Genomic DNA, 18,135 nt, shown 5'->3' on the forward strand with positions numbered 1-18,135 from the left:
CGGGCCCGTCGCGTTGTCAGTGCGGTCATCTAGGGTTCAGAGCGTGGAGCCCGACCTGTTCACCGCCGCAGCCGAAGAACGCCAGGAGAAGGACCCGACCGGCAGCCCCCTCGCCGTGCGGATGCGCCCGCGCACCCTCGACGAGGTCGTCGGCCAGCAGCACCTGCTCAAGCCCGGATCACCCCTGCGCCGCCTGGTCGGTGAGGGCGGCTCCGGACCGGCCGGTCCCTCCTCGGTCATCCTCTGGGGCCCGCCGGGCACCGGCAAGACCACCCTGGCGTACGTCGTCTCCAAGGCCACCAACAAGCGCTTCGTGGAACTGTCCGCGATCACCGCGGGCGTCAAGGAGGTCCGCGCGGTCATCGACGGCGCCCGCCGCGCGGTCGGCGGGTACGGCAAGGAGACCGTCCTCTTCCTCGACGAGATCCACCGTTTCAGCAAGGCCCAGCAGGACTCCCTGCTCCCGGCCGTCGAGAACCGCTGGGTCACCCTGATCGCGGCCACCACCGAGAACCCGTACTTCTCGATCATCTCCCCCCTGCTCTCCCGCTCCCTGCTCCTCACCCTCGAACCCCTCACCGACGACGACGTCCGGGACCTGCTCCGCCGGGCCCTGACCGACGAACGGGGCCTGAGGGAGGCCGTCGGCCTCCCCGAGGACACCGAGGAGCACCTGCTGCGCATCGCCGGCGGCGACGCCCGCCGTGCCCTGACCGCGCTGGAGGCAGCCGCCGGGGCCGCGCTGGACAAGGGCGAGACGGAGATCGCCCTGACCACGCTGGAGGAGACGGTCGACCGCGCCGCGGTGAAGTACGACCGCGACGGCGACCAGCACTACGACGTCGCCAGCGCCCTGATCAAGTCCATCCGCGGCTCCGACGTGGACGCGGCCCTGCACTACCTGGCCCGGATGATCGAGGCCGGCGAGGACCCCCGGTTCATCGCGCGCCGCCTGATGATCTCCGCCAGCGAGGACATCGGCCTGGCCGATCCGAACGCCCTGCCGATCGCCGTCGCCGCCGCGCAGGCCGTCGCCATGATCGGCTTCCCCGAGGCAGGGCTCACCCTCAGCCACGCCACCATCGCCCTGGCCCTCGCCCCCAAGTCCAACGCCGCGACCACCGCCATCGGCGCCGCCCTGGACGACGTACGCAAGGGACACGCCGGACCGGTCCCCTCGCACCTGCGCGACAGCCACTACAAGGGCGCGGGCAAACTCGGGCACGGGCAGGGATACGTGTACCCGCACGACCTGCCGGAGGGCATCGCCGCCCAGCAGTACGCCCCGGACGAGCTGAAGGACCGCGCGTACTACACACCGACCCGGCACGGCGCCGAGGCCAGATACGCGGACGCGGTGGAGTGGACCCGCGGGCACCTCGGTCGCAAGCGGTCCTGAGCAGCCTGTAGAATCGCTCGGAGCGCCGAGTCCCGTGCAGTCAGAACGGGACAACCGGCCGGAGCCCCCAGCGGGTTCCAGGAGCGTCGCGCACCGTCGACAGGTGTCGCGGGCAGCCCACCACCACCCGGAGTTCCGGGAGCGGTCGGTGGGCCACTCGCGTGCTGCACGTATGTGCCCAGACCAGGGGAGCGGCTGCCCGGCAGGTCCCGTGCGGACCCGGCGGGTTTCCCCGGCTGCGGATTGCGACCTCCCTCAACCCTGACAAGCCGGAAACCAGGAAAGAGACACAGACAGTGGCGAACCAGCCCCGTCCCAAGGTCAAGAAGTCGCGTGCCCTCGGCATCGCGCTGACCCCGAAGGCCGTCAAGTACTTCGAGGCCCGCCCCTACCCGCCGGGTGAGCACGGCCGCGGCCGCAAGCAGAACTCGGACTACAAGGTCCGTCTGCTCGAGAAGCAGCGTCTGCGCGCGCAGTACGACCTCAGCGAGCGTCAGCTCGTCCGCGCCTACGAGCGCGCCTCCAAGACCAACATGAAGACCGGCGAGGCCCTGGTCATCGAGCTGGAGCGCCGCCTCGACGCGCTGGTCCTGCGTTCGGGCATCGCCCGCACGATCTACCAGGCCCGCCAGATGGTCGTCCACGGCCACATCCAGGTCAACGGCCAGAAGGTCGACAAGCCGTCCTTCCGCGTCCGTCCGGACGACGTCGTGCAGGTGCGCGAGCGCTCCAAGGAGAAGACGCTCTTCACGATCGCCCGTGAAGGCGGCTTCGCCCCCGACGGCGAGACCCCGCGCTACCTCCAGGTGAACCTCAAGGCCCTTGCCTTCCGCCTGGACCGCGACCCGAACCGCAAGGAAATCCCGGTGATCTGCGACGAGCAGCTCGTCGTCGAGTACTACGCCCGCTGATCCCAGCAGACGCCGCTTCGGCAAGGCGCAGTACCTCCGCGGTACCTCAGCCCGCCGTCTCCCCGCCCTTCCGGGTGGGCGAGGCGGCGGGCTTCGCCGTCCGCGCGCCCGCCGTGGCACGCCGCCCGGCCCCGCGCGGCGCCGGCAGCGAGGCCGACACCCCGGGCCGCCGCAGCGCCCGCGACACCGCCTCCCGGCGGCCCAGCCGAGCCCCGTGCCGTACGCACTCCTCGTAGCGCTCGTCGCCCAGCTGCTCCCTGGCCGCCGCCTCGCACAGCTCGTGCGGCGCGTTGTAGTGCGCCGAGCCGAACAACGGCAGCCCCACCGACGGCCACATCCGCCCCGCCACGCCCTGCAGCACCGCGGCCTCCGCCGCGTCACCGTCCGCCACCGTGACCAGGGCCAGCAGCTCCACCGCCAGCACCGAGCCGAGCTGGTCCCGGAACCGGTGGGCACTGGCCAGGCAGTCGGCCAGCAACTCGCGGGCGCGTTTCGGCTCACCGTCGCTCCAGGCCGCGTAGGCCAGCACATACAGGGCGTAGCCCCGGGTCCAGCGCTCGCCGTGGTCCTCGCACACCTGCCGGACGTCCTCGCACAGGCGCACCGCGTCCGGCATGTCACCCTGGAACGCCCGCGTCATCGCCAGTTCCACCTGGCCCATCAGGACGTTGCTGTTGAGCTCGCCGATCTCCCGGTAGCGCCGCAGCGCGGAACGCAGCAGTGTCTCCGCGCGCGGCATGTCGTCCGTGACCAGGGCAAGACAGCCGGTGCGGTGCTCCGCGTACGCCACCGCCGTCGGGTCGGCCGACAGCTCGGCCTCCTCCCGGCACTCCTGCAGCGCCGCCAGCGCGGGCACCATGTCGCCCTGCAGGATCGCCACGTAGGCGAGCACCCACAGCGCCTTCAGCCGGGACTGCTCGCCCGCCGTGCGCTCCGGGTCCAGCCGCACCGCCTGCTCCAGCCAGCGCCGCCCCTCGGAAAGCCGTCCGCAGCCGACCCAGTGGAACCACAGGGCGCCCGCCAGATACTGGCCCAGATGCGCCTCGTCGGGCTCGGTCAGGCAGTGCTCCAGGGCGCTGCGCAGATTCGGCAGCTCCGCGTCCACCCGCGCGGTGACCTGGTGCTGGCGCGGCGAGAACCACTCCAGCTCGCACCAGGTCGCCAGGCCCACGTACCAGTCCCGGTGCCGCCGCCGCAGCCGCGCCGCGTCGCCGGTCGCCTCCAGCCAGTCGGCACCGTACGCCCGCACCGTGTCGAGCATCCGGTAGCGCACCCCCGCCGGGGTCTCCTCGCGGGTCAGCACGGACTGCGCGAGCAGCGCGGAGACCACGTCGAGCACGTTGTCGGCGGGCAGCCCGTCGCCGCTGCACACGTACTCGGCGGCCTCCAGGTCGAACGGACCCGCGAACACCGACAGCCGTGCCCACAGCAGCCGCTCCGCCGGCGTGCACAGCTCGTGGCTCCAGCCGATCGCCGTACGCAGTGTCCGGTGCCGGGGCAGCGCGGTGCGGTCCCCGCCGGTCAGCAGGCGGAAGCGGTCGTCCAGCCGTTGCAGTACCTGCCCCGGTGACAGCGCGCCCAGCCGCCCCGCCGCCAGCTCGATCGCCAGCGGGATCCCGTCCAGGCGCCGGCACAGCTCCCGTACCTCCCCGTGGCCCTCGTCGAGATCGGCGTCGTACCCGTACGTCAGGTGCCGCTGCCCCGCCCGGACGGTCAGCAGCTCCACCGCCTCCTCCGGGCTCAGCGGCGCCAGCGGAAGCAGTTGCTCCCCGGCCACGCCCAGCGGTCTGCGTCCGACCGACAGGACCCGCAGCCCCGGGACGCGGCCCAGCAGGTCGGCCACCAGCGCGGCACAGGCGTCCACCAGGTGCTCGACCCCGTCGAGGACCAGGAGCAGTTCCCGCTCGGCGAGGTGGGCGAGCAGCGTCTCGCGCGGCAGCCGTCTCGTGTGGTCGGTCAGGCCCAGCGCCTCCACGACCGCGTAGTCGACGAACTCCTCGTCGCGCACCGGCGCCAGTTCCACCCGCCACACCCCGTCCCGGGGTGCGCACCGTCCGGCCGCCCGCGCCGCCAGCCGCGACTTCCCTACGCCGCCGGTCCCGGTCACGGTCACCAGTCGCCCGGAGCCCAGCGCCCGGGCCAGCTCCGCGAGTTCCGCCGCTCTGCCCACGAAGGTGTCGAGTTCCAGCGGGAGGTTGCCCTGCGGGATGCCGTCGCGCCGATGGTCTCGCATAAAACACGGAGCGTACTGAACCGAATTCACTCCGTACAATCGCTTCCCGGGACTTCACCGCATTCCGCCGCGCGCGGACGGTAATCCGGTACGGAGCCCCGCGCCCGGCGCGATAGGCTCGGTGCACGACTTTCCCGATGTTCAGGCACGTCTTTCAGGGAGCGGGTGCACAGTGTCCGGTGGCGAGGTGGCCGGAATCCTGGTGGCCGTCTTCTGGGCGATCCTGGTCTCCTTCCTCGCCGTCGCACTGGCGAGGCTGGCCCAGACGCTCAGGGCGACCACCAAGCTTGTGGCGGACGTCACCGACCAGGCCGTCCCGCTGCTGTCCGACGCCTCCTCGGCGGTGCGCTCCGCGCAGACCCAGATCGACCGGGTCGACGCGATCGCCTCCGACGTCCAGGAGGTCACGTCGAACGCCTCCGCGCTGTCCACCACCGTGGCCTCCACCTTCGGCGGCCCCCTGGTCAAGGTCGCCGCGTTCGGGTACGGCGTACGGCGGGCACTCGGCGGTCGCAAGGAGGGCGAGCCCGCGGGCCCGGCCAAGCAGCCGCGGCGTACCGTGATCGTCGGCCGTACGATCCCGGCCGCGCGGCGGACGAAGCGGAAGAAGGACTGATCCAGCGATGTTCCGCCGTACGTTCTGGTTCGGCACCGGCGTCGCCGCCGGTGTGTGGGCCACCACCAAGGTCAACCGGAAGCTCAGGCAGCTGACCCCCGAGAGTCTCGCCGCGACCGCGGCCAACAAGGCGCTCGACGCGGGCACCCGGCTCAAGGAGCGCGCGGTGGGCTTCGCGGTCGACGTGCGCGACAACATGGCCCAGCGGGAGGCCGAACTGGACGACGCGCTCGGGCTGAACGCCCCCGTCGACGGTGAACTCCCCGCACCCCGGCGGTACACCGCCATCGAGAACCGCGGCACCGGGAAGATCGAGAACCGCAGCAACCCGACGTACGTCGACAGGACGACGTACTCGTACAACCGGAATGAGGACCACTGATGGAGTCGGCCGAGATTCGTCGCCGCTGGTTGAGCTTCTTCGAGGAGCGCGGTCACACCGTCGTCCCTTCGGCGTCGCTCATCGCGGACGACCCGACTCTGCTGCTGGTCCCGGCCGGCATGGTGCCCTTCAAGCCCTACTTCCTGGGTGAGGTCAAGCCGCCCTTCGACCGCGCCACGAGCGTGCAGAAGTGCGTGCGCACGCCGGACATCGAAGAGGTCGGCAAGACCACGCGGCACGGCACCTTCTTCCAGATGTGCGGCAACTTCTCCTTCGGCGACTACTTCAAGGAAGGCGCCATCAAGTACGCCTGGGAGCTGCTCACCAGCCCCCAGGACAAGGGCGGTTACGGCCTCGACCCCGAGCGCCTGTGGATCACCGTCTACAAGGACGACGACGAGGCCGAGCGCATCTGGCACGACGTCGTGGGCGTCCCCTCCGAGCGCATCCAGCGGCTCGGCAAGAAGGACAACTACTGGTCCATGGGCGTCCCCGGCCCCTGCGGCCCCTGCTCCGAGATCAACTACGACCGCGGCCCCGAGTTCGGCGCCGAGGGCGGCCCCGCCGTCAACGACGAGCGGTACGTGGAGATCTGGAACCTCGTCTTCATGCAGTACGAGCGGGGCGAGGGCATCGGCAAGGAGGACTTCGAGATCCTCGGGGACCTGCCGAGCCAGAACATCGACACCGGGCTCGGCCTGGAGCGGCTCGCCATGATTCTGCAGGGCGTGCAGAACATGTACGAGATCGACACCTCCATGGCCGTCATCAGGAAGGCCACCGACCTGACCGGCGTGGCCTACGGCGACGCCCACGCCTCCGACGTCTCCCTGCGCGTGGTCACCGACCACATGCGCACCTCGGTGATGCTCATCGGCGACGGCGTCACCCCCGGCAACGAGGGCCGCGGCTATGTCCTGCGCCGCATCATGCGCCGCGCCATCCGCAACATGCGGCTGCTCGGCGCCACCGGTCCGGTCGTCAAGGACCTGATCGACGTCGTGATCGAGATGATGGGGCAGCAGTACCCCGAGCTGATCACCGACCGCGAGCGGATCGAGAAGGTCGCCCTCGCCGAGGAGAACGCCTTCCTGAAGACGCTGAAGGCCGGCACCAACATCCTCGACACCGCCGTCAGCGACACCAAGGCCGCCGGTGGCGCCGTCCTCGCCGGCGACAAGGCGTTCCTGCTCCACGACACCTGGGGCTTCCCGATCGACCTCACCCTGGAGATGGCCGCCGAGCAGGGGCTCTCCGTGGACGAGGACGGGTTCCGCCGCCTCATGAAGGAGCAGCGGGAGCGCGCCAAGGCCGACGCCCAGGCCAAGAAGACCGGCCACGCCGGCACCGGCGCCTACCGCGAGATCGCCGACAAGGCCGGTGCCACCGACTTCGTCGGCTACAGCGACACCGAGAGCGAGTCCACGATCGTCGGCATCCTCGTCGACGGTGCCTCCTCCCCGGCCGCCACCGAGGGCGACGAGGTCGAGATCGTCCTCGACCGCACCCCGTTCTACGCCGAGGGCGGCGGCCAGATCGGTGACACCGGCCGTATCAGGGTCGACACCGGTGCCGTCATCGAGATCCGCGACTGCCAGAAGCCGGTGCCGGGCGTGTACGTCCACAAGGGCGTCGTCCAGGTCGGCGAGGTCACCGTCGGTGCCAAGGCCCAGGCCTCCATCGACGACCGGCGCCGTCATGCGATCGCCCGCGCCCACTCGGCCACCCACCTCACCCACCAGGCCCTGCGCGACGCCCTCGGCCCGACGGCCGCCCAGGCCGGTTCCGAGAACCAGCCCGGCCGCTTCCGCTTCGACTTCGGCTCGCCGTCCGCCGTTCCGACGGCCGTGATGACCGACGTCGAGCAGAAGATCAACGAGGTGCTCGCCCGCGACCTCGACGTGCGCGCCGATGTCATGGGCATCGACGAGGCCAAGAAGCAGGGCGCCATCGCCGAGTTCGGCGAGAAGTACGGCGAGCGCGTGCGCGTCGTGACCATCGGCGACTTCTCCAAGGAGCTGTGCGGCGGCACCCACGTGCACAACACCGCCCAGCTCGGCCTGGTCAAGCTGCTCGGCGAGTCGTCCATCGGCTCCGGCGTGCGCCGTATCGAGGCCCTGGTCGGAGTGGATGCCTACAACTTCCTCGCCCGTGAGCACACGGTCGTCGCCCAGCTCCAGGAGCTGATCAAGGGCCGCCCGGAGGAGCTTCCGGAGAAGGTCTCCGCCATGCTCGGCAAGCTGAAGGACGCCGAGAAGGAGATCGAGAAGTTCCGCGCCGAGAAGGTCCTCCAGGCCGCCGGCTCGCTCGCCGACTCCGCCAAGGACGTGCGCGGCGTGGCCCTGGTGACCGGGCAGGTCCCGGACGGCACCACCGCGGATGACCTGCGCAAGCTGGTCCTCGACGTGCGCGGCCGCATCCAGGGCGGCCGGGCCGCGGTCGTCGCCCTGTTCACCACGGCGGGCGGCAAGCCCCTCACCGTCATCGCCACCAACGAGGCCGCCCGCGAGCGCGGTCTCAAGGCCGGTGACCTGGTGCGCTCCGCCGCCAAGACCCTCGGCGGCGGCGGTGGCGGCAAGCCGGACGTCGCCCAGGGCGGCGGCCAGAACCCGGCCGCCATCGGTGACGCCGTCGACGCCGTCGAGCGGCTCGTGGCGGACACCGCCAAGTGAGCGACTCGATGAACGGCCAGCCGGACGGCCCGGTCATGCGCCGCGGCCGCCGGCTGGCGATCGACGTCGGGGACGCCCGTATCGGGGTCGCCTCCTGCGACCCCGACGGAATCCTCGCCACGCCGGTGGAGACCGTTCCCGGACGCGACATCCCGGCGGCCCACCGCCGCCTGCGACAGCTGGTCGAGGAGTACGAACCGATCGAGGTCGTCGTCGGTCTCCCTCGTTCCCTCAAGGGGGGCGAGGGCCCGGCCGCGGTCAAGGTCAGGGGCTTCGCCCAGGAGCTGGCCCGCGGTATCGCGCCGTTGCCGGTCAGGCTCGTCGACGAGCGGATGACGACGGTGTCCGCCAGTCAGGGGCTGCGCGCCTCGGGAGTGAAGTCCAAGAAGGGCCGGTCCGTCATCGACCAGGCCGCCGCTGTGATCATCCTCCAGCAGGCACTGGAATCCGAACGGGTGTCAGGCAGGGCCCCCGGTGAGGGCGTCGAAGTGGTCATCTGATCGCGATACGGTAACGTTCCGCGCGATGCGGAGGCATTCGAACAGCCACCGCACAGCAAGAGGCGGAACGGAAGACGGCCCTCCATGACAGGCCGCGTGGACCCGTCGCCTCGCGGCTCTAGGGGATCGATGACTGAGTATGGCCGGGGCCCAGGCTCCGAACCGTGGCATCCGGAGGACCCGTTGTACGGGGACGGCGGATGGGGCGGACAGCAGGCCCCCGCGGGTCAGCAGTCCCCCTACGGCGGCCAGCCGCAGCAGTATCCGGAGCAGTCGCAGTCGCAGCAGTACGGCGACTGGGGCAACGGTGGCCAGCCCGCCTATGGTCAGCAGCCGCAGTACGACCAGTACGGTCAGCAGCACCCCGAGCCGCAGTACGACCAGAACCCGCAGTACGACCAGTACGGTCAGCAGCACCCCGAGCCGCAGTACGACCAGGACCCGCAGTACAACCAGAACCCGCAGTACGACCAGTACGGCGAGCAGCAGTACGACCAGCGGTACGCGTCTCAGCAACAGCCCCAGCAGGGTTATGACAACGGTGGCTGGGGCGCCGGCGCGAATCCCCAGGCGCAGTACCCCGCCGACCCGTCGGATCCCTACGGCCAGCAGGCCGCCTACGGTCCCGAGCAGCCCGACCTCTACGGCACCCCACAGGCGTACCCGCCCCCGGAACCGCCGGGTCGCCGGCGTGCCGAGCCCGAACCGCGGGACACCGACTGGGACCCCGGCCCCGACGAGGGGGAACACGCCTTCTTCGCGGGCGGCGACGCCGACGAGGAAGAGGGCGGCGCCGAGGGCGACAGGCAGCGGGGGGACCGCAAGGGCCGGGGCGGCAGACCCAAGAAGGGCCGCAGCGGAGTCGCGTGCCTCGTGGTCTGCCTGGTGCTGGGCGGCGGCGTGGCGGGAATCGGGTATTTCGGCTTCCAGTTCTACCAGGATCGTTTCGGCGCGGCCCCGGACTACTCGGGTGACGGCAACGGCGAGCAGGTGAACGTCGCGATCCCCAAGGGCGCGGGCGGCTCGGTCATCGGCCAGGAGCTCAAGCGCAAGGGCGTGGTGAAGAGCGTCGACGCCTTCATCGCCGCCCAGCAGAGCAACCCCCAGGGCAAGAGCATCCAGGACGGCGTGTACACGCTGCAGAAGGAGATGTCGGCCGAGAGCGCCATCGAGATGCTGCTCGATCCCAAGAGCCGCAGCAACCTGATCATCTCCGAGGGCAAACGCAACGCCAGCATCTACAAGGACATCGACAAGCGCCTCGAACTGGACGAGGGCACCACCGCCAAGGTCGCCAAGGCCGAGTGGAAGAACCTCGGCCTGCCCGACTGGGCGATGAACCACGAGAACGTCAAGGACCCGCTGGAGGGCTTCCTCTACCCGTCGAGCTACTCGGCGGCCAAGGGCCAGAAGCCCGAGGAAGTGCTGAAGCAGATGGTGGCGCGGGCTACCGAGCGGTACGAAGAGATCGGCCTGGAGGCCAAGGCGGAGGGTCTCGGCCTCGACGGACCGTGGCAGCTGCTCACCGTGGCGAGCCTGGTGCAGGCGGAGGGCAAGACGCATGACGACTTCCGCATGATGTCCGAAGTCATCTACAACCGGCTCAAGCCCACCAACACCGAGACCAACCAGGAACTTCAGTTCGACTCGACCTTCAACTACCTGATGGGCCAGAGCAAGATCCACATCAGCGAGTCCGAGATCAACAGCAATCCGGACCTGTACAACACCTACACCAACAAGGGTCTGCCGCCCGGACCCATCGGCAACCCCGGCGAAGACGCCCTGAAGGCGGCGCTCGATCCCACGAAGGACGGCTGGATGTACTTCGTGGCGACCGACGGCGTGAGCAAGACGGAGTTCGCCAAGACGCACGATGAGTTCCTGAAGCTGAAGGACAAGTTCGATGCCAGCTCGGGCAACTGACCGTCGCCGGGCCGCCGTCCTCGGCTCCCCGATCGCCCACTCCCTCTCCCCGGTCCTGCACCGCACCGCCTACGCGGAGCTGGGTCTGGAGGGCTGGACGTACGACCGCTTCGACGTCGACGAGGAGGCGCTGCCCGGTTTCCTCGGGCAGCTGGGCCCCGAGTGGGCGGGTCTCTCGCTGACCATGCCGCTCAAGCGGGCGGTCATCCCGCTGCTCGACGGGATCAGCGAGACGGCGGCCGCCGTCGACGCGGTGAACACCGTGGTGATCGGCGAGGACGGCCGCAGGACCGGCGACAACACCGACATCCCGGGCATGGTCGCCGCCCTGCGCGAGCACGGCATCGAGAAGGTCGAGACCGCGGCCGTCCTGGGCGCCGGTGCCACCGCGTCCTCCGCGCTGGCCGCGCTGGCCCGGATCTGCACCGGCGAGATCGCCGTCTACGTACGCAGCCGGGCGCGCGCCGCCGAGATGCGGGGCTGGGCCGAACGGCTGGACGTCGGCGTGCGCATCGCGGACTGGGCGGACGCCGAGGAGGCCCTGCGCACCCCGTTGGTGGTGGCCACCACCCCGTCCGGTGCCACGGACGCACTCGCCGCCGCCGTCCCGGAGATGCCCGCGACCCTCTTCGACGTGCTCTACGACCCCTGGCCGACCGCACTCGCCGCCCGCTGGTCGGCGTACGGCGGCGCCGTCGTCAGCGGGCTCGACCTGCTGCTGCACCAGGCGGTGCTCCAGGTGGAGCAGATGACGGGACGCTCCCCGGCCCCGCTCGCCGCCATGCGCACGGCCGGGGAGCGAGTCCTCGCGGACCGCTAGCGTCCCTCGGGCCCGACCGGCGGGCCCCGGGCATCGGCCGGCGTCCGCGCACCCGTCCGCCAGATGGACCGGCGGCCGGGCCCGAAGCCCGGACGTGGGAGGATCGGAGGTGGCGGACCGGGGCCCGCGCACCCGGACACGCCGTCGCCGCACGCGGAGAAGACGCGTGCGCAGGGCATAACCGGGGCGCGAGCACTGAGGAGCACCGTTGAGCAGGTTGCGCTGGCTGACCGCGGGGGAGTCCCACGGTCCCGCACTCGTCGCGACGCTGGAGGGTCTGCCCGCCGGCGTGCCGATCACCACGGACATGGTGGCGGACCATCTCGCGAGGCGGCGGCTCGGCTACGGTCGCGGTGCGCGGATGAAGTTCGAGCGGGACGAGGTCACGTTCCTCGGCGGTGTCCGGCACGGGCTCACCCTCGGTTCCCCGGTCGCGGTCATGGTCGGCAACACCGAGTGGCCCAAGTGGGAGCAGGTCATGGCGGCCGATCCGGTGGATCCGGAGGTGCTGGCCGGCCTGGCCCGCAACGCACCGCTGACCCGCCCCCGCCCCGGCCACGCAGACCTCGCCGGCATGCAGAAGTACGGCTTCGACGAGGCCCGGCCGATCCTGGAGCGCGCCTCCGCGCGGGAGACGGCCGCCCGGGTGGCCCTGGGCGCCGTGGCGCGGTCGTACCTGAAGGAGACGGCCGGCATCGAGATCGTCAGCCACGTCGTCGAACTGGCGGCCGCCAAGGCGCCGTACGGGGTGTACCCGACCCCCGCCGACGTGGAGAGGCTGGACGCCGACCCGGTGCGCTGCCTGGACGCGGACGCCTCGAAGGCGATGGTCGCGGAGATCGACCAGGCCCACAAGGACGGCGACACCCTCGGTGGCGTGGTCGAGGTGCTGGCGTACGACGTCCCGGTCGGGCTCGGCTCCCACGTGCACTGGGACCGCCGGCTGGACGCCCGGCTGGCCGCCGCTCTCATGGGCATCCAGGCCATCAAGGGCGTGGAGGTCGGCGACGGCTTCGGACTGGCCCGTGTGCCCGGTTCCCAGGCGCACGACGAGATCCTGGCCGGCCCCGACGGGATCAAGCGCGCCTCGGGCCGTTCCGGTGGCACCGAGGGCGGTCTGAGCACCGGCGAGCTGCTGCGCGTGAAGGCGGCGATGAAGCCCATCGCGACCGTGCCGCGGGCGCTGGCGACCGTGGACGTCGCCACCGGAGAGGCCACGCAGGCCCATCACCAGCGCTCCGACGTGTGCGCGGTGCCGGCGGCCGGCATCGTCGCCGAGGCGATGGTCGCCCTGGTGCTGGCGGACGCGGTGGCGGAGAAGTTCGGCGGCGACAGCGTCACCGAGACCCGCCGCAACGTCACCTCGTACCTCGACAACCTGGCCATCCGATGACCGCGGCCCCGTTGGTCGTCCTGGTCGGCCCGATGGGCGTCGGCAAGTCCACCGTCGGGCAGCTGCTGGCCGAGCGGCTCGGCGTCGGATACCGGGACACGGACGAGGACATCGTCTCCGCGCGGGGACGGGCCATCGCCGAGATCTTCGTCGACGAGGGCGAGTCCGTGTTCCGGGCTCTGGAGAAGGAGTCCGTGCGGACCGCCCTCGCCGGGCACGACGGCGTCCTCGCCCTCGGCGGCGGCGCGATCCTGGACCCGGACACCCGCGGCCTGCTCGCCGGGCAGCGCGTCGTCTACCTCTCGATGGAGGTCGAGGAGGCCGTCCGGCGCACCGGTCTGAACGCCGCGCGCCCGTTGCTCGCGGTCAACCCGCGCAAGCAGTGGCGCGAGCTGATGGAAGCCCGCCGCGGCCTCTACGAAGAGGTCGCCACGGTCGTCGTCGCCACGGACGGCCGTACGCCCGAAGAAGTCACCCAAGCCGTCCTGGACGCAGTGGAGTTGAAGGAAGCATGAGCGAGGCAGTCACCCGGATCCGGATCGGCGGCACCGCGGGGAGCGATGCCTACGAGGTCCTGGTGGGACGGCAGCTCCTGGGTGAGCTCGGCGCCCTGATCGGCCCGAAGGCCAAGCGGGTCGCGGTGATCCACCCGGAGGCCCTCGCCGAGACCGGCGACGCGCTGCGCGCCGACCTCGCCGAGCAGGGCTACGAGGCGATCGCCATCCAGGTGCCCAACGCCGAGGAGGCGAAGACCGCCGAGGTCGCCGCCTACTGCTGGAAGGCGCTCGGCCAGTCCGGCTTCACCCGTACCGACGTCATCGTCGGCGTCGGCGGCGGCGCCAGCACCGACCTGGCCGGGTTCGTGGCCGCGACCTGGCTGCGCGGTGTGCGCTGGATCGCCGTCCCCACCACCGTGCTGGCCATGGTGGACGCGGCCGTCGGCGGCAAGACCGGCATCAACACCGCCGAGGGCAAGAACCTCGTCGGCTCCTTCCACCCGCCCGCCGGTGTCCTGTGCGACCTGGCCGCCCTGGACTCGCTCCCGGTCAACGACTACGTCTCCGGGCTCGCCGAGGTCATCAAGGCCGGCTTCATCGCCGACCCGGTGATCCTGGACCTGATCGAGTCCGACCCCCAGGCCGCGCGCACCCCGGCCGGACCGCACACCGCCGAGCTGATCGTGCGCTCCATCAAGGTCAAGGCCGAGGTCGTCTCGTCCGACCTGAAGGAAGCGAACCTGCGCGAGATCCTCAACTACGGCCACACGCTCGGCCACGCCATCGAGAAGAACGAGCGCTACAAGTGGCGGCACGGCGCCGCCGTCTCCGTCGGCATGCACTTCGCCGCCGAACTGGGCCGCCTCGCGGGTCGCCTGGACGACGCCACCGCCGACCGTCACCGCAGCATCCTCGAATCGGTCGGTCTGCCGCTGCACTACCGCTACGACCAGTGGCCCAAGCTCGTCGAGAACATGAAGGTCGACAAGAAGTCCCGCGGCGACCTGCTGCGCTTCATCGTCCTGGACGGCCTCGCCAGGCCCACCGTTCTCGAGGGCCCCGACCCGGCCGTGCTCCTCGCCGCCTACGGCGAGGTGGGCGAGTAGTACCCCGACGCGCCTTTCCGTCCGATTCGCCTTGCGCGACGGGCACTTCGGACCGCCCCCGGCCGTTCACCAAACGACGACCGGGGGCGGTACCGTTCGGCCGGGGGTCCTCCCACGCCCTTTAGGCTGTGGGGGACAGCGGGCGGGTACCGGCCCGCTGTCAGCGCCCATCGCCTGTACGAGACGGAGTGGCACCGGATGCAGCACGCAGTGGGTTCTCCGCTGCCGCCGCCCCATCAGCCGGGGCACGGACCGGCCGTCGGCTGGTCCCCGGCCGCACACCACCCGGGCCCGCACCAGGGCCCCGCCCCCGTACCGCCGCCCGCGGCGGCGGGCTACCCCATGCGGTCCCCACACCCCGTGGCCTCCCAGCAGGCCCCGGCACCGGGCCCGCAACCGGCACCGGGCCCGCACCCACAACCGGCTCCGGGCCCACACCCGGCTCCGGGCCCGGGTCCGCGCCAGGCGGCCCCCGTCCCGCCCCCGCCGGACACCACCGGTCATGTACCGCTGCCGCCCGGCGGCCCCGTGGCCGTGCCGAGCGTGCCTCCTGCCACGGCCGCCGCGCCCGATCCCACCACGACCACTCTCGCGGTGCTGCTCATCGGCCCCGCGGGAGCCGGCAAGACCAGCGTCGCCAAGTACTGGGCCGACCACCGCGGGGTCCCCACCGCCCACATCAGCCTCGACGACGTCCGCGAATGGGTCCGTTCCGGCTTCGCCGACCCCCAGACCGGGTGGAACGAGCACTCCGAGGCCCAGTACCGCCTGGCCCGCCGCACCTGCGGCTTCTCCGCGCGCAACTTCCTCGCCAACGGCATCTCCTGCATCCTCGACGACGCGGTCTTCCCGGACCGCCCGGTCGTCGGCCTCGGCGGCTGGAAGCGGCACGTCGGCCCCGGCCTGCTCCCGGTCGTCCTCCTGCCGGGCCTGGACATCGTCCTGGAGCGCAACGCCGAACGCAGCGGCAACCGGCGGCTCACCGACGAGGAGGTCGCCCGCATCCACGGCCGGATGGCCGGCTGGTACGGCTCCGGCCTCCCCATCATCGACAACTCCCAGCTCGGCATACCGGAAACGGCCCAGGTCCTGAACGAGGTCCTGACTCGCTCCATAGCGAGCCCACCGAGCTGGTGACGCCGGGCACCGTGCCGACACGGGGGCGCGGGGCGGCGTCCACCCGCGGCGCCGCCGCGAGGCGCGCCCAGCCGCCCACCGGCGGTCGGACGCCGTACCACGACAAACCCCGCCCCGGCCCGCGTGTCCGGCGTACCCACGCGCACCGCCCACTCGGCGTCTCCCGAGCGGCGCCCCCCGAGCGGAGCTCATACGCTCGGCTCATGTCAGAGGTGTACGCGGCCCGCCGGACGCGCCTACGAGAACGCTGCAACGCGGGCGGCAGCGCGGCGGCGCTCGTCTCCCGGCCCGCCAACGTGCGCTATCTCGCGGGCGCCGCCCCGCACGGCGCGGTGCTGCTGCTGGGCAAGACCGAGGATCTGCTGGTCTGCTCGGGCCCGTGGGACGACCGCCGGTCGGACGGCGTCCGACCCGACGACTCCCTGCCGGTGCGGGCGCTGCCCGGGCCCGGCGGCGACCCGGCCGTCGCGGCCACCGGCCTCGCCGCGGCCCAGGGCGCCGAGTCCCTCGCCGCCGAGGACCACCACCTCACCGTGGTCCGGCACCGCGCCATGCGCTCGGTCGCACCCCGGCTGCGCCTGACCGACCTCGGCCAGGCGGTCGAGCAGCTCCGGGTGGTCAAGGACGAGGAGGAGATCTCCTGCCTGCGCATCGGTGCCGAGATCGCCGACCAGGCCCTCGGCGAACTCCTGGAATCCATCCTGGTCGGCCGCACCGAGCGGCACCTCGCCCTGGAGCTGGAGCGCCGGCTGGTCGACCACGGCGCCGACGGTCCCGCCTTTTCCACCTCCGTCGGCACCGGGCCGAACTCGGGGCGCCGCGGCCACCGGCCCACCGACCGGCGCGTGGAGGAGGGCGACTTCCTCTCCGTCTGCCTGGGCGCCACCTACCGCGGCTACCGCTGCGAGATCGGCCGCACGTTCGTCATCGGCACCTCGCCGGCCGACTGGCAGATCGAGCTGTACGACCTCGTCTTCTCCGCCCAGCGGGCCGGCCGGGAGGCCCTCGCACCGGGCGCCGCCTGCCGCGATGTGGACCGCGCCGCCCGCCAGGCACTGGACTCGGCCGGGTACGCGGAGAACCTTCCGACCCTCACCGGTCACGGTGTCGGACTGGAAATCGACGAGGACCCGCAGTTGGCCCCTGCGGCCATGGGTAAACTGGACGCTTGTGTGCCGGTCACCGTCGAACCGGGGGTCCACCTCCCGGGCCGGGGCGGGGTCCGGATCGATGACACGCTCGTCGTGCGCCCCGAGGCGGACGGCGGACCCGAGCTACTCACCATCACGACCAAGGAGCTGCTCGCGCTCTAGCCTTCGCGCTGTGCGCATGCCGGCTCCGAGGTCGTCCACGTCAGTCCATTCCAGGAGATTCCGCAACCGTGGCTTCCACGAACGACCTCAAGAACGGCATGGTGCTCAAGCTCGAAGGCGGCCAGCTCTGGTCCGTCGTCGAGTTCCAGCACGTCAAGCCCGGCAAGGGCCCGGCCTTCGTGCGCACCAAGCTGAAGAACGTGCTCTCCGGCAAGACCGTCGACAAGACCTTCAACGCCGGCGTCAAGGTCGAGACGGCCACCGTCGACAAGCGTGACATGCAGTTCTCCTACATGGACGGCGACTACTTCGTCTTCATGGACATGGAGACCTACGACCAGCTGCACGTCGACCGCAAGGCCGTCGGCGACGCCGCCAACTTCCTGATCGAGGGCTTCACCGCCACCGTCGCCCAGCACGAGGGCGAGGTGCTCTTCGTCGAGCTGCCCGCCGCCGTCGAGCTGACGATCCAGGAGACCGAGCCCGGCGTCCAGGGTGACCGCTCCACCGGCGGCACCAAGCCCGCCACGCTGGAGACCGGCTACCAGATCCAGGTCCCGCTCTTCATCACCACCGGTGAGAAGATCAAGGTCGACACCCGCTCGAGCGACTACCTCGGCCGGGTGAACAGCTAACCGTGGCTGCCCGCAACACGGCCCGCAAGCGCGCCTTCCAGATCCTCTTCGAGGGTGATCAGCGAGGCGCCGACGTCCTGACGGTCCTCGCCGACTGGGTCCGGCATTCCCGGTCCGACACCCGGCAGCCGCCGGTGAGCGAGTACACGATGGAGCTGGTCGAGGGCTACGCCGAGCGCGCCGAGCGCATCGACGAGCTCATCGCCCAGTACTCGGTCGGCTGGACGCTCGACCGCATGCCGGTCGTCGACCGCAACGTCCTGCGTCTGGGCGCGTACGAGCTGATGTGGGTCGACGCGACCCCGGACGCCGTCGTCCTGGATGAGATGGTGCAGCTGGCGAAGGAGTTCTCCACGGACGAGTCGCCCGCGTTCGTCAACGGCCTGCTCGGCCGGCTGAAGGAGCTCAAGCCCTCGCTGCGTCGCGACGAGAGCTGAGAGCGGCCCGAGAGCCCCGACAGAGAGCCACCACGCCGGAGGGCCCGCAGCAGGCGCGCTGCGGGCCCTCCGGCGCGTCGGTCTGCGTGCCTCCTGGTACACGAGGCACGCGAGTGGCACGCGAGGCACACAGGAAAGCCGCCGGGGGTGGCCGGAAC

Annotated in this window: 16 protein-coding genes; 15 read left to right on the forward strand and 1 reads right to left on the reverse strand. The window is 71.5% G+C overall.

The window, feature by feature from the left end:
• Positions 1-43: 43 nt before the first annotated feature.
• Complete coding sequence (locus QC283_RS38210) at positions 44-1,399, forward strand: replication-associated recombination protein A (protein WP_279566392.1); 1,356 nt, start codon at positions 44-46, stop codon at positions 1,397-1,399.
• Between the two features lie 296 nt (positions 1,400-1,695).
• A complete protein-coding gene (gene rpsD, locus QC283_RS38215) occupies positions 1,696-2,310 on the forward strand; it encodes a 30S ribosomal protein S4 (RefSeq protein ID WP_279566393.1) in 615 nt (204 codons plus the stop codon).
• A 46-nt stretch (positions 2,311-2,356) separates the two neighbouring features.
• Here the strand turns inward: rpsD and QC283_RS38220 are convergent, their stop codons facing one another.
• Complete coding sequence (locus tag QC283_RS38220; protein WP_279566394.1) at positions 2,357-4,543, reverse strand: ATP-binding protein; 2,187 nt, start codon at positions 4,541-4,543, stop codon at positions 2,357-2,359.
• Positions 4,544-4,715: 172 nt separating this feature from the next.
• Between QC283_RS38220 and QC283_RS38225 the strand changes: the two genes are divergently transcribed.
• The 13 genes from QC283_RS38225 to nusB all read left to right on the forward strand — a co-directional run bounded on the left by QC283_RS38225 (position 4,716) and on the right by nusB (position 17,977).
• Complete coding sequence (locus tag QC283_RS38225; protein WP_279566395.1) at positions 4,716-5,159, forward strand: DUF948 domain-containing protein; 444 nt, start codon at positions 4,716-4,718, stop codon at positions 5,157-5,159.
• A gap of 7 nt (positions 5,160-5,166) precedes the next feature.
• Positions 5,167-5,541 (forward strand): hypothetical protein, encoded by a 375-nt coding sequence (locus QC283_RS38230; protein WP_279566396.1) that lies wholly within the window; start codon positions 5,167-5,169, stop codon positions 5,539-5,541.
• On the forward strand, positions 5,541-8,213 hold the full coding sequence (gene alaS, locus QC283_RS38235; protein WP_279566397.1) for an alanine--tRNA ligase: 2,673 nt from the start codon (positions 5,541-5,543) through the stop codon (positions 8,211-8,213). Before QC283_RS38230 ends, alaS begins: the two co-directional genes overlap by 1 nt.
• A gap of 8 nt (positions 8,214-8,221) precedes the next feature.
• Positions 8,222-8,713: a Holliday junction resolvase RuvX gene (gene ruvX, locus QC283_RS38240; RefSeq protein ID WP_279566398.1), complete on the forward strand. Its 492-nt coding sequence runs from the start codon at positions 8,222-8,224 to the stop codon at positions 8,711-8,713.
• Between the two features lie 129 nt (positions 8,714-8,842).
• Entirely contained in the window at positions 8,843-10,639 is a 1,797-nt protein-coding gene (gene mltG, locus QC283_RS38245) for an endolytic transglycosylase MltG (protein WP_279566399.1), read from the forward strand.
• Positions 10,620-11,459 carry a shikimate dehydrogenase gene (locus QC283_RS38250; RefSeq protein WP_279566400.1) on the forward strand — a complete coding sequence of 280 codons (840 nt, stop codon included), beginning with the start codon at positions 10,620-10,622 and terminating at the stop codon, positions 11,457-11,459. Before mltG ends, QC283_RS38250 begins: the two co-directional genes overlap by 20 nt.
• A gap of 208 nt (positions 11,460-11,667) precedes the next feature.
• The gene (gene aroC / locus QC283_RS38255) at positions 11,668-12,852 is read left to right on the forward strand and encodes a chorismate synthase (protein ID WP_279566401.1); all 1,185 of its coding nucleotides are present in this window, start codon (positions 11,668-11,670) and stop codon (positions 12,850-12,852) included.
• The gene (locus tag QC283_RS38260) at positions 12,849-13,367 is read left to right on the forward strand and encodes a shikimate kinase (RefSeq protein ID WP_279566402.1); all 519 of its coding nucleotides are present in this window, start codon (positions 12,849-12,851) and stop codon (positions 13,365-13,367) included. The genes aroC and QC283_RS38260 overlap by 4 nt, the downstream gene beginning before the upstream one ends.
• The gene (gene aroB, locus QC283_RS38265; RefSeq protein WP_279566403.1) at positions 13,364-14,455 is read left to right on the forward strand and encodes a 3-dehydroquinate synthase; all 1,092 of its coding nucleotides are present in this window, start codon (positions 13,364-13,366) and stop codon (positions 14,453-14,455) included. The genes QC283_RS38260 and aroB overlap by 4 nt, the downstream gene beginning before the upstream one ends.
• A 198-nt stretch (positions 14,456-14,653) precedes the next feature.
• Complete coding sequence (locus QC283_RS38270) at positions 14,654-15,592, forward strand: Pro-rich N-terminal domain-containing protein (RefSeq protein ID WP_279566404.1); 939 nt, start codon at positions 14,654-14,656, stop codon at positions 15,590-15,592.
• 203 nt (positions 15,593-15,795) lie between these two features.
• On the forward strand, positions 15,796-16,905 hold the full coding sequence (locus tag QC283_RS38275) for an aminopeptidase P family protein (RefSeq protein WP_279566405.1): 1,110 nt from the start codon (positions 15,796-15,798) through the stop codon (positions 16,903-16,905).
• 68 nt (positions 16,906-16,973) lie between these two features.
• Positions 16,974-17,540, forward strand: coding sequence for an elongation factor P (efp, locus tag QC283_RS38280; RefSeq protein ID WP_279566406.1), 567 nt, complete (start codon positions 16,974-16,976; stop codon positions 17,538-17,540).
• Between the two features lie 2 nt (positions 17,541-17,542).
• The gene (gene nusB / locus QC283_RS38285; protein WP_279566407.1) at positions 17,543-17,977 is read left to right on the forward strand and encodes a transcription antitermination factor NusB; all 435 of its coding nucleotides are present in this window, start codon (positions 17,543-17,545) and stop codon (positions 17,975-17,977) included.
• Positions 17,978-18,135: the final 158 nt, after the last annotated feature.

Origin of the sequence: Streptomyces sp. DH41, from assembly GCF_029813785.1 — a bacterium.
Taxonomy (GTDB): Bacteria; Actinomycetota; Actinomycetes; order Streptomycetales; family Streptomycetaceae; genus Streptomyces.

Bases quoted from the DNA above. Each gene is read 5' to 3' on its own strand.
- QC283_RS38220 (WP_279566394.1), bottom strand. From the start codon at position 4,543: ATGCGAGACCATCGGCGCGACGGCATCCCGCAGGGCAACCTCCCGCTG.
- alaS (WP_279566397.1), top strand. From the start codon at position 5,541: ATGGAGTCGGCCGAGATTCGTCGCCGCTGGTTGAGCTTCTTCGAGGAG.
- QC283_RS38270 (WP_279566404.1), top strand. From the start codon at position 14,654: ATGCAGCACGCAGTGGGTTCTCCGCTGCCGCCGCCCCATCAGCCGGGG.
- ruvX (WP_279566398.1), top strand. From the start codon at position 8,222: ATGAACGGCCAGCCGGACGGCCCGGTCATGCGCCGCGGCCGCCGGCTG.
- QC283_RS38250 (WP_279566400.1), top strand. From the start codon at position 10,620: ATGCCAGCTCGGGCAACTGACCGTCGCCGGGCCGCCGTCCTCGGCTCC.
- QC283_RS38275 (WP_279566405.1), top strand. From the start codon at position 15,796: ATGTCAGAGGTGTACGCGGCCCGCCGGACGCGCCTACGAGAACGCTGC.
- mltG (WP_279566399.1), top strand. From the start codon at position 8,843: ATGACTGAGTATGGCCGGGGCCCAGGCTCCGAACCGTGGCATCCGGAG.
- aroB (WP_279566403.1), top strand. From the start codon at position 13,364: ATGAGCGAGGCAGTCACCCGGATCCGGATCGGCGGCACCGCGGGGAGC.
- QC283_RS38230 (WP_279566396.1), top strand. From the start codon at position 5,167: ATGTTCCGCCGTACGTTCTGGTTCGGCACCGGCGTCGCCGCCGGTGTG.
- QC283_RS38260 (WP_279566402.1), top strand. From the start codon at position 12,849: ATGACCGCGGCCCCGTTGGTCGTCCTGGTCGGCCCGATGGGCGTCGGC.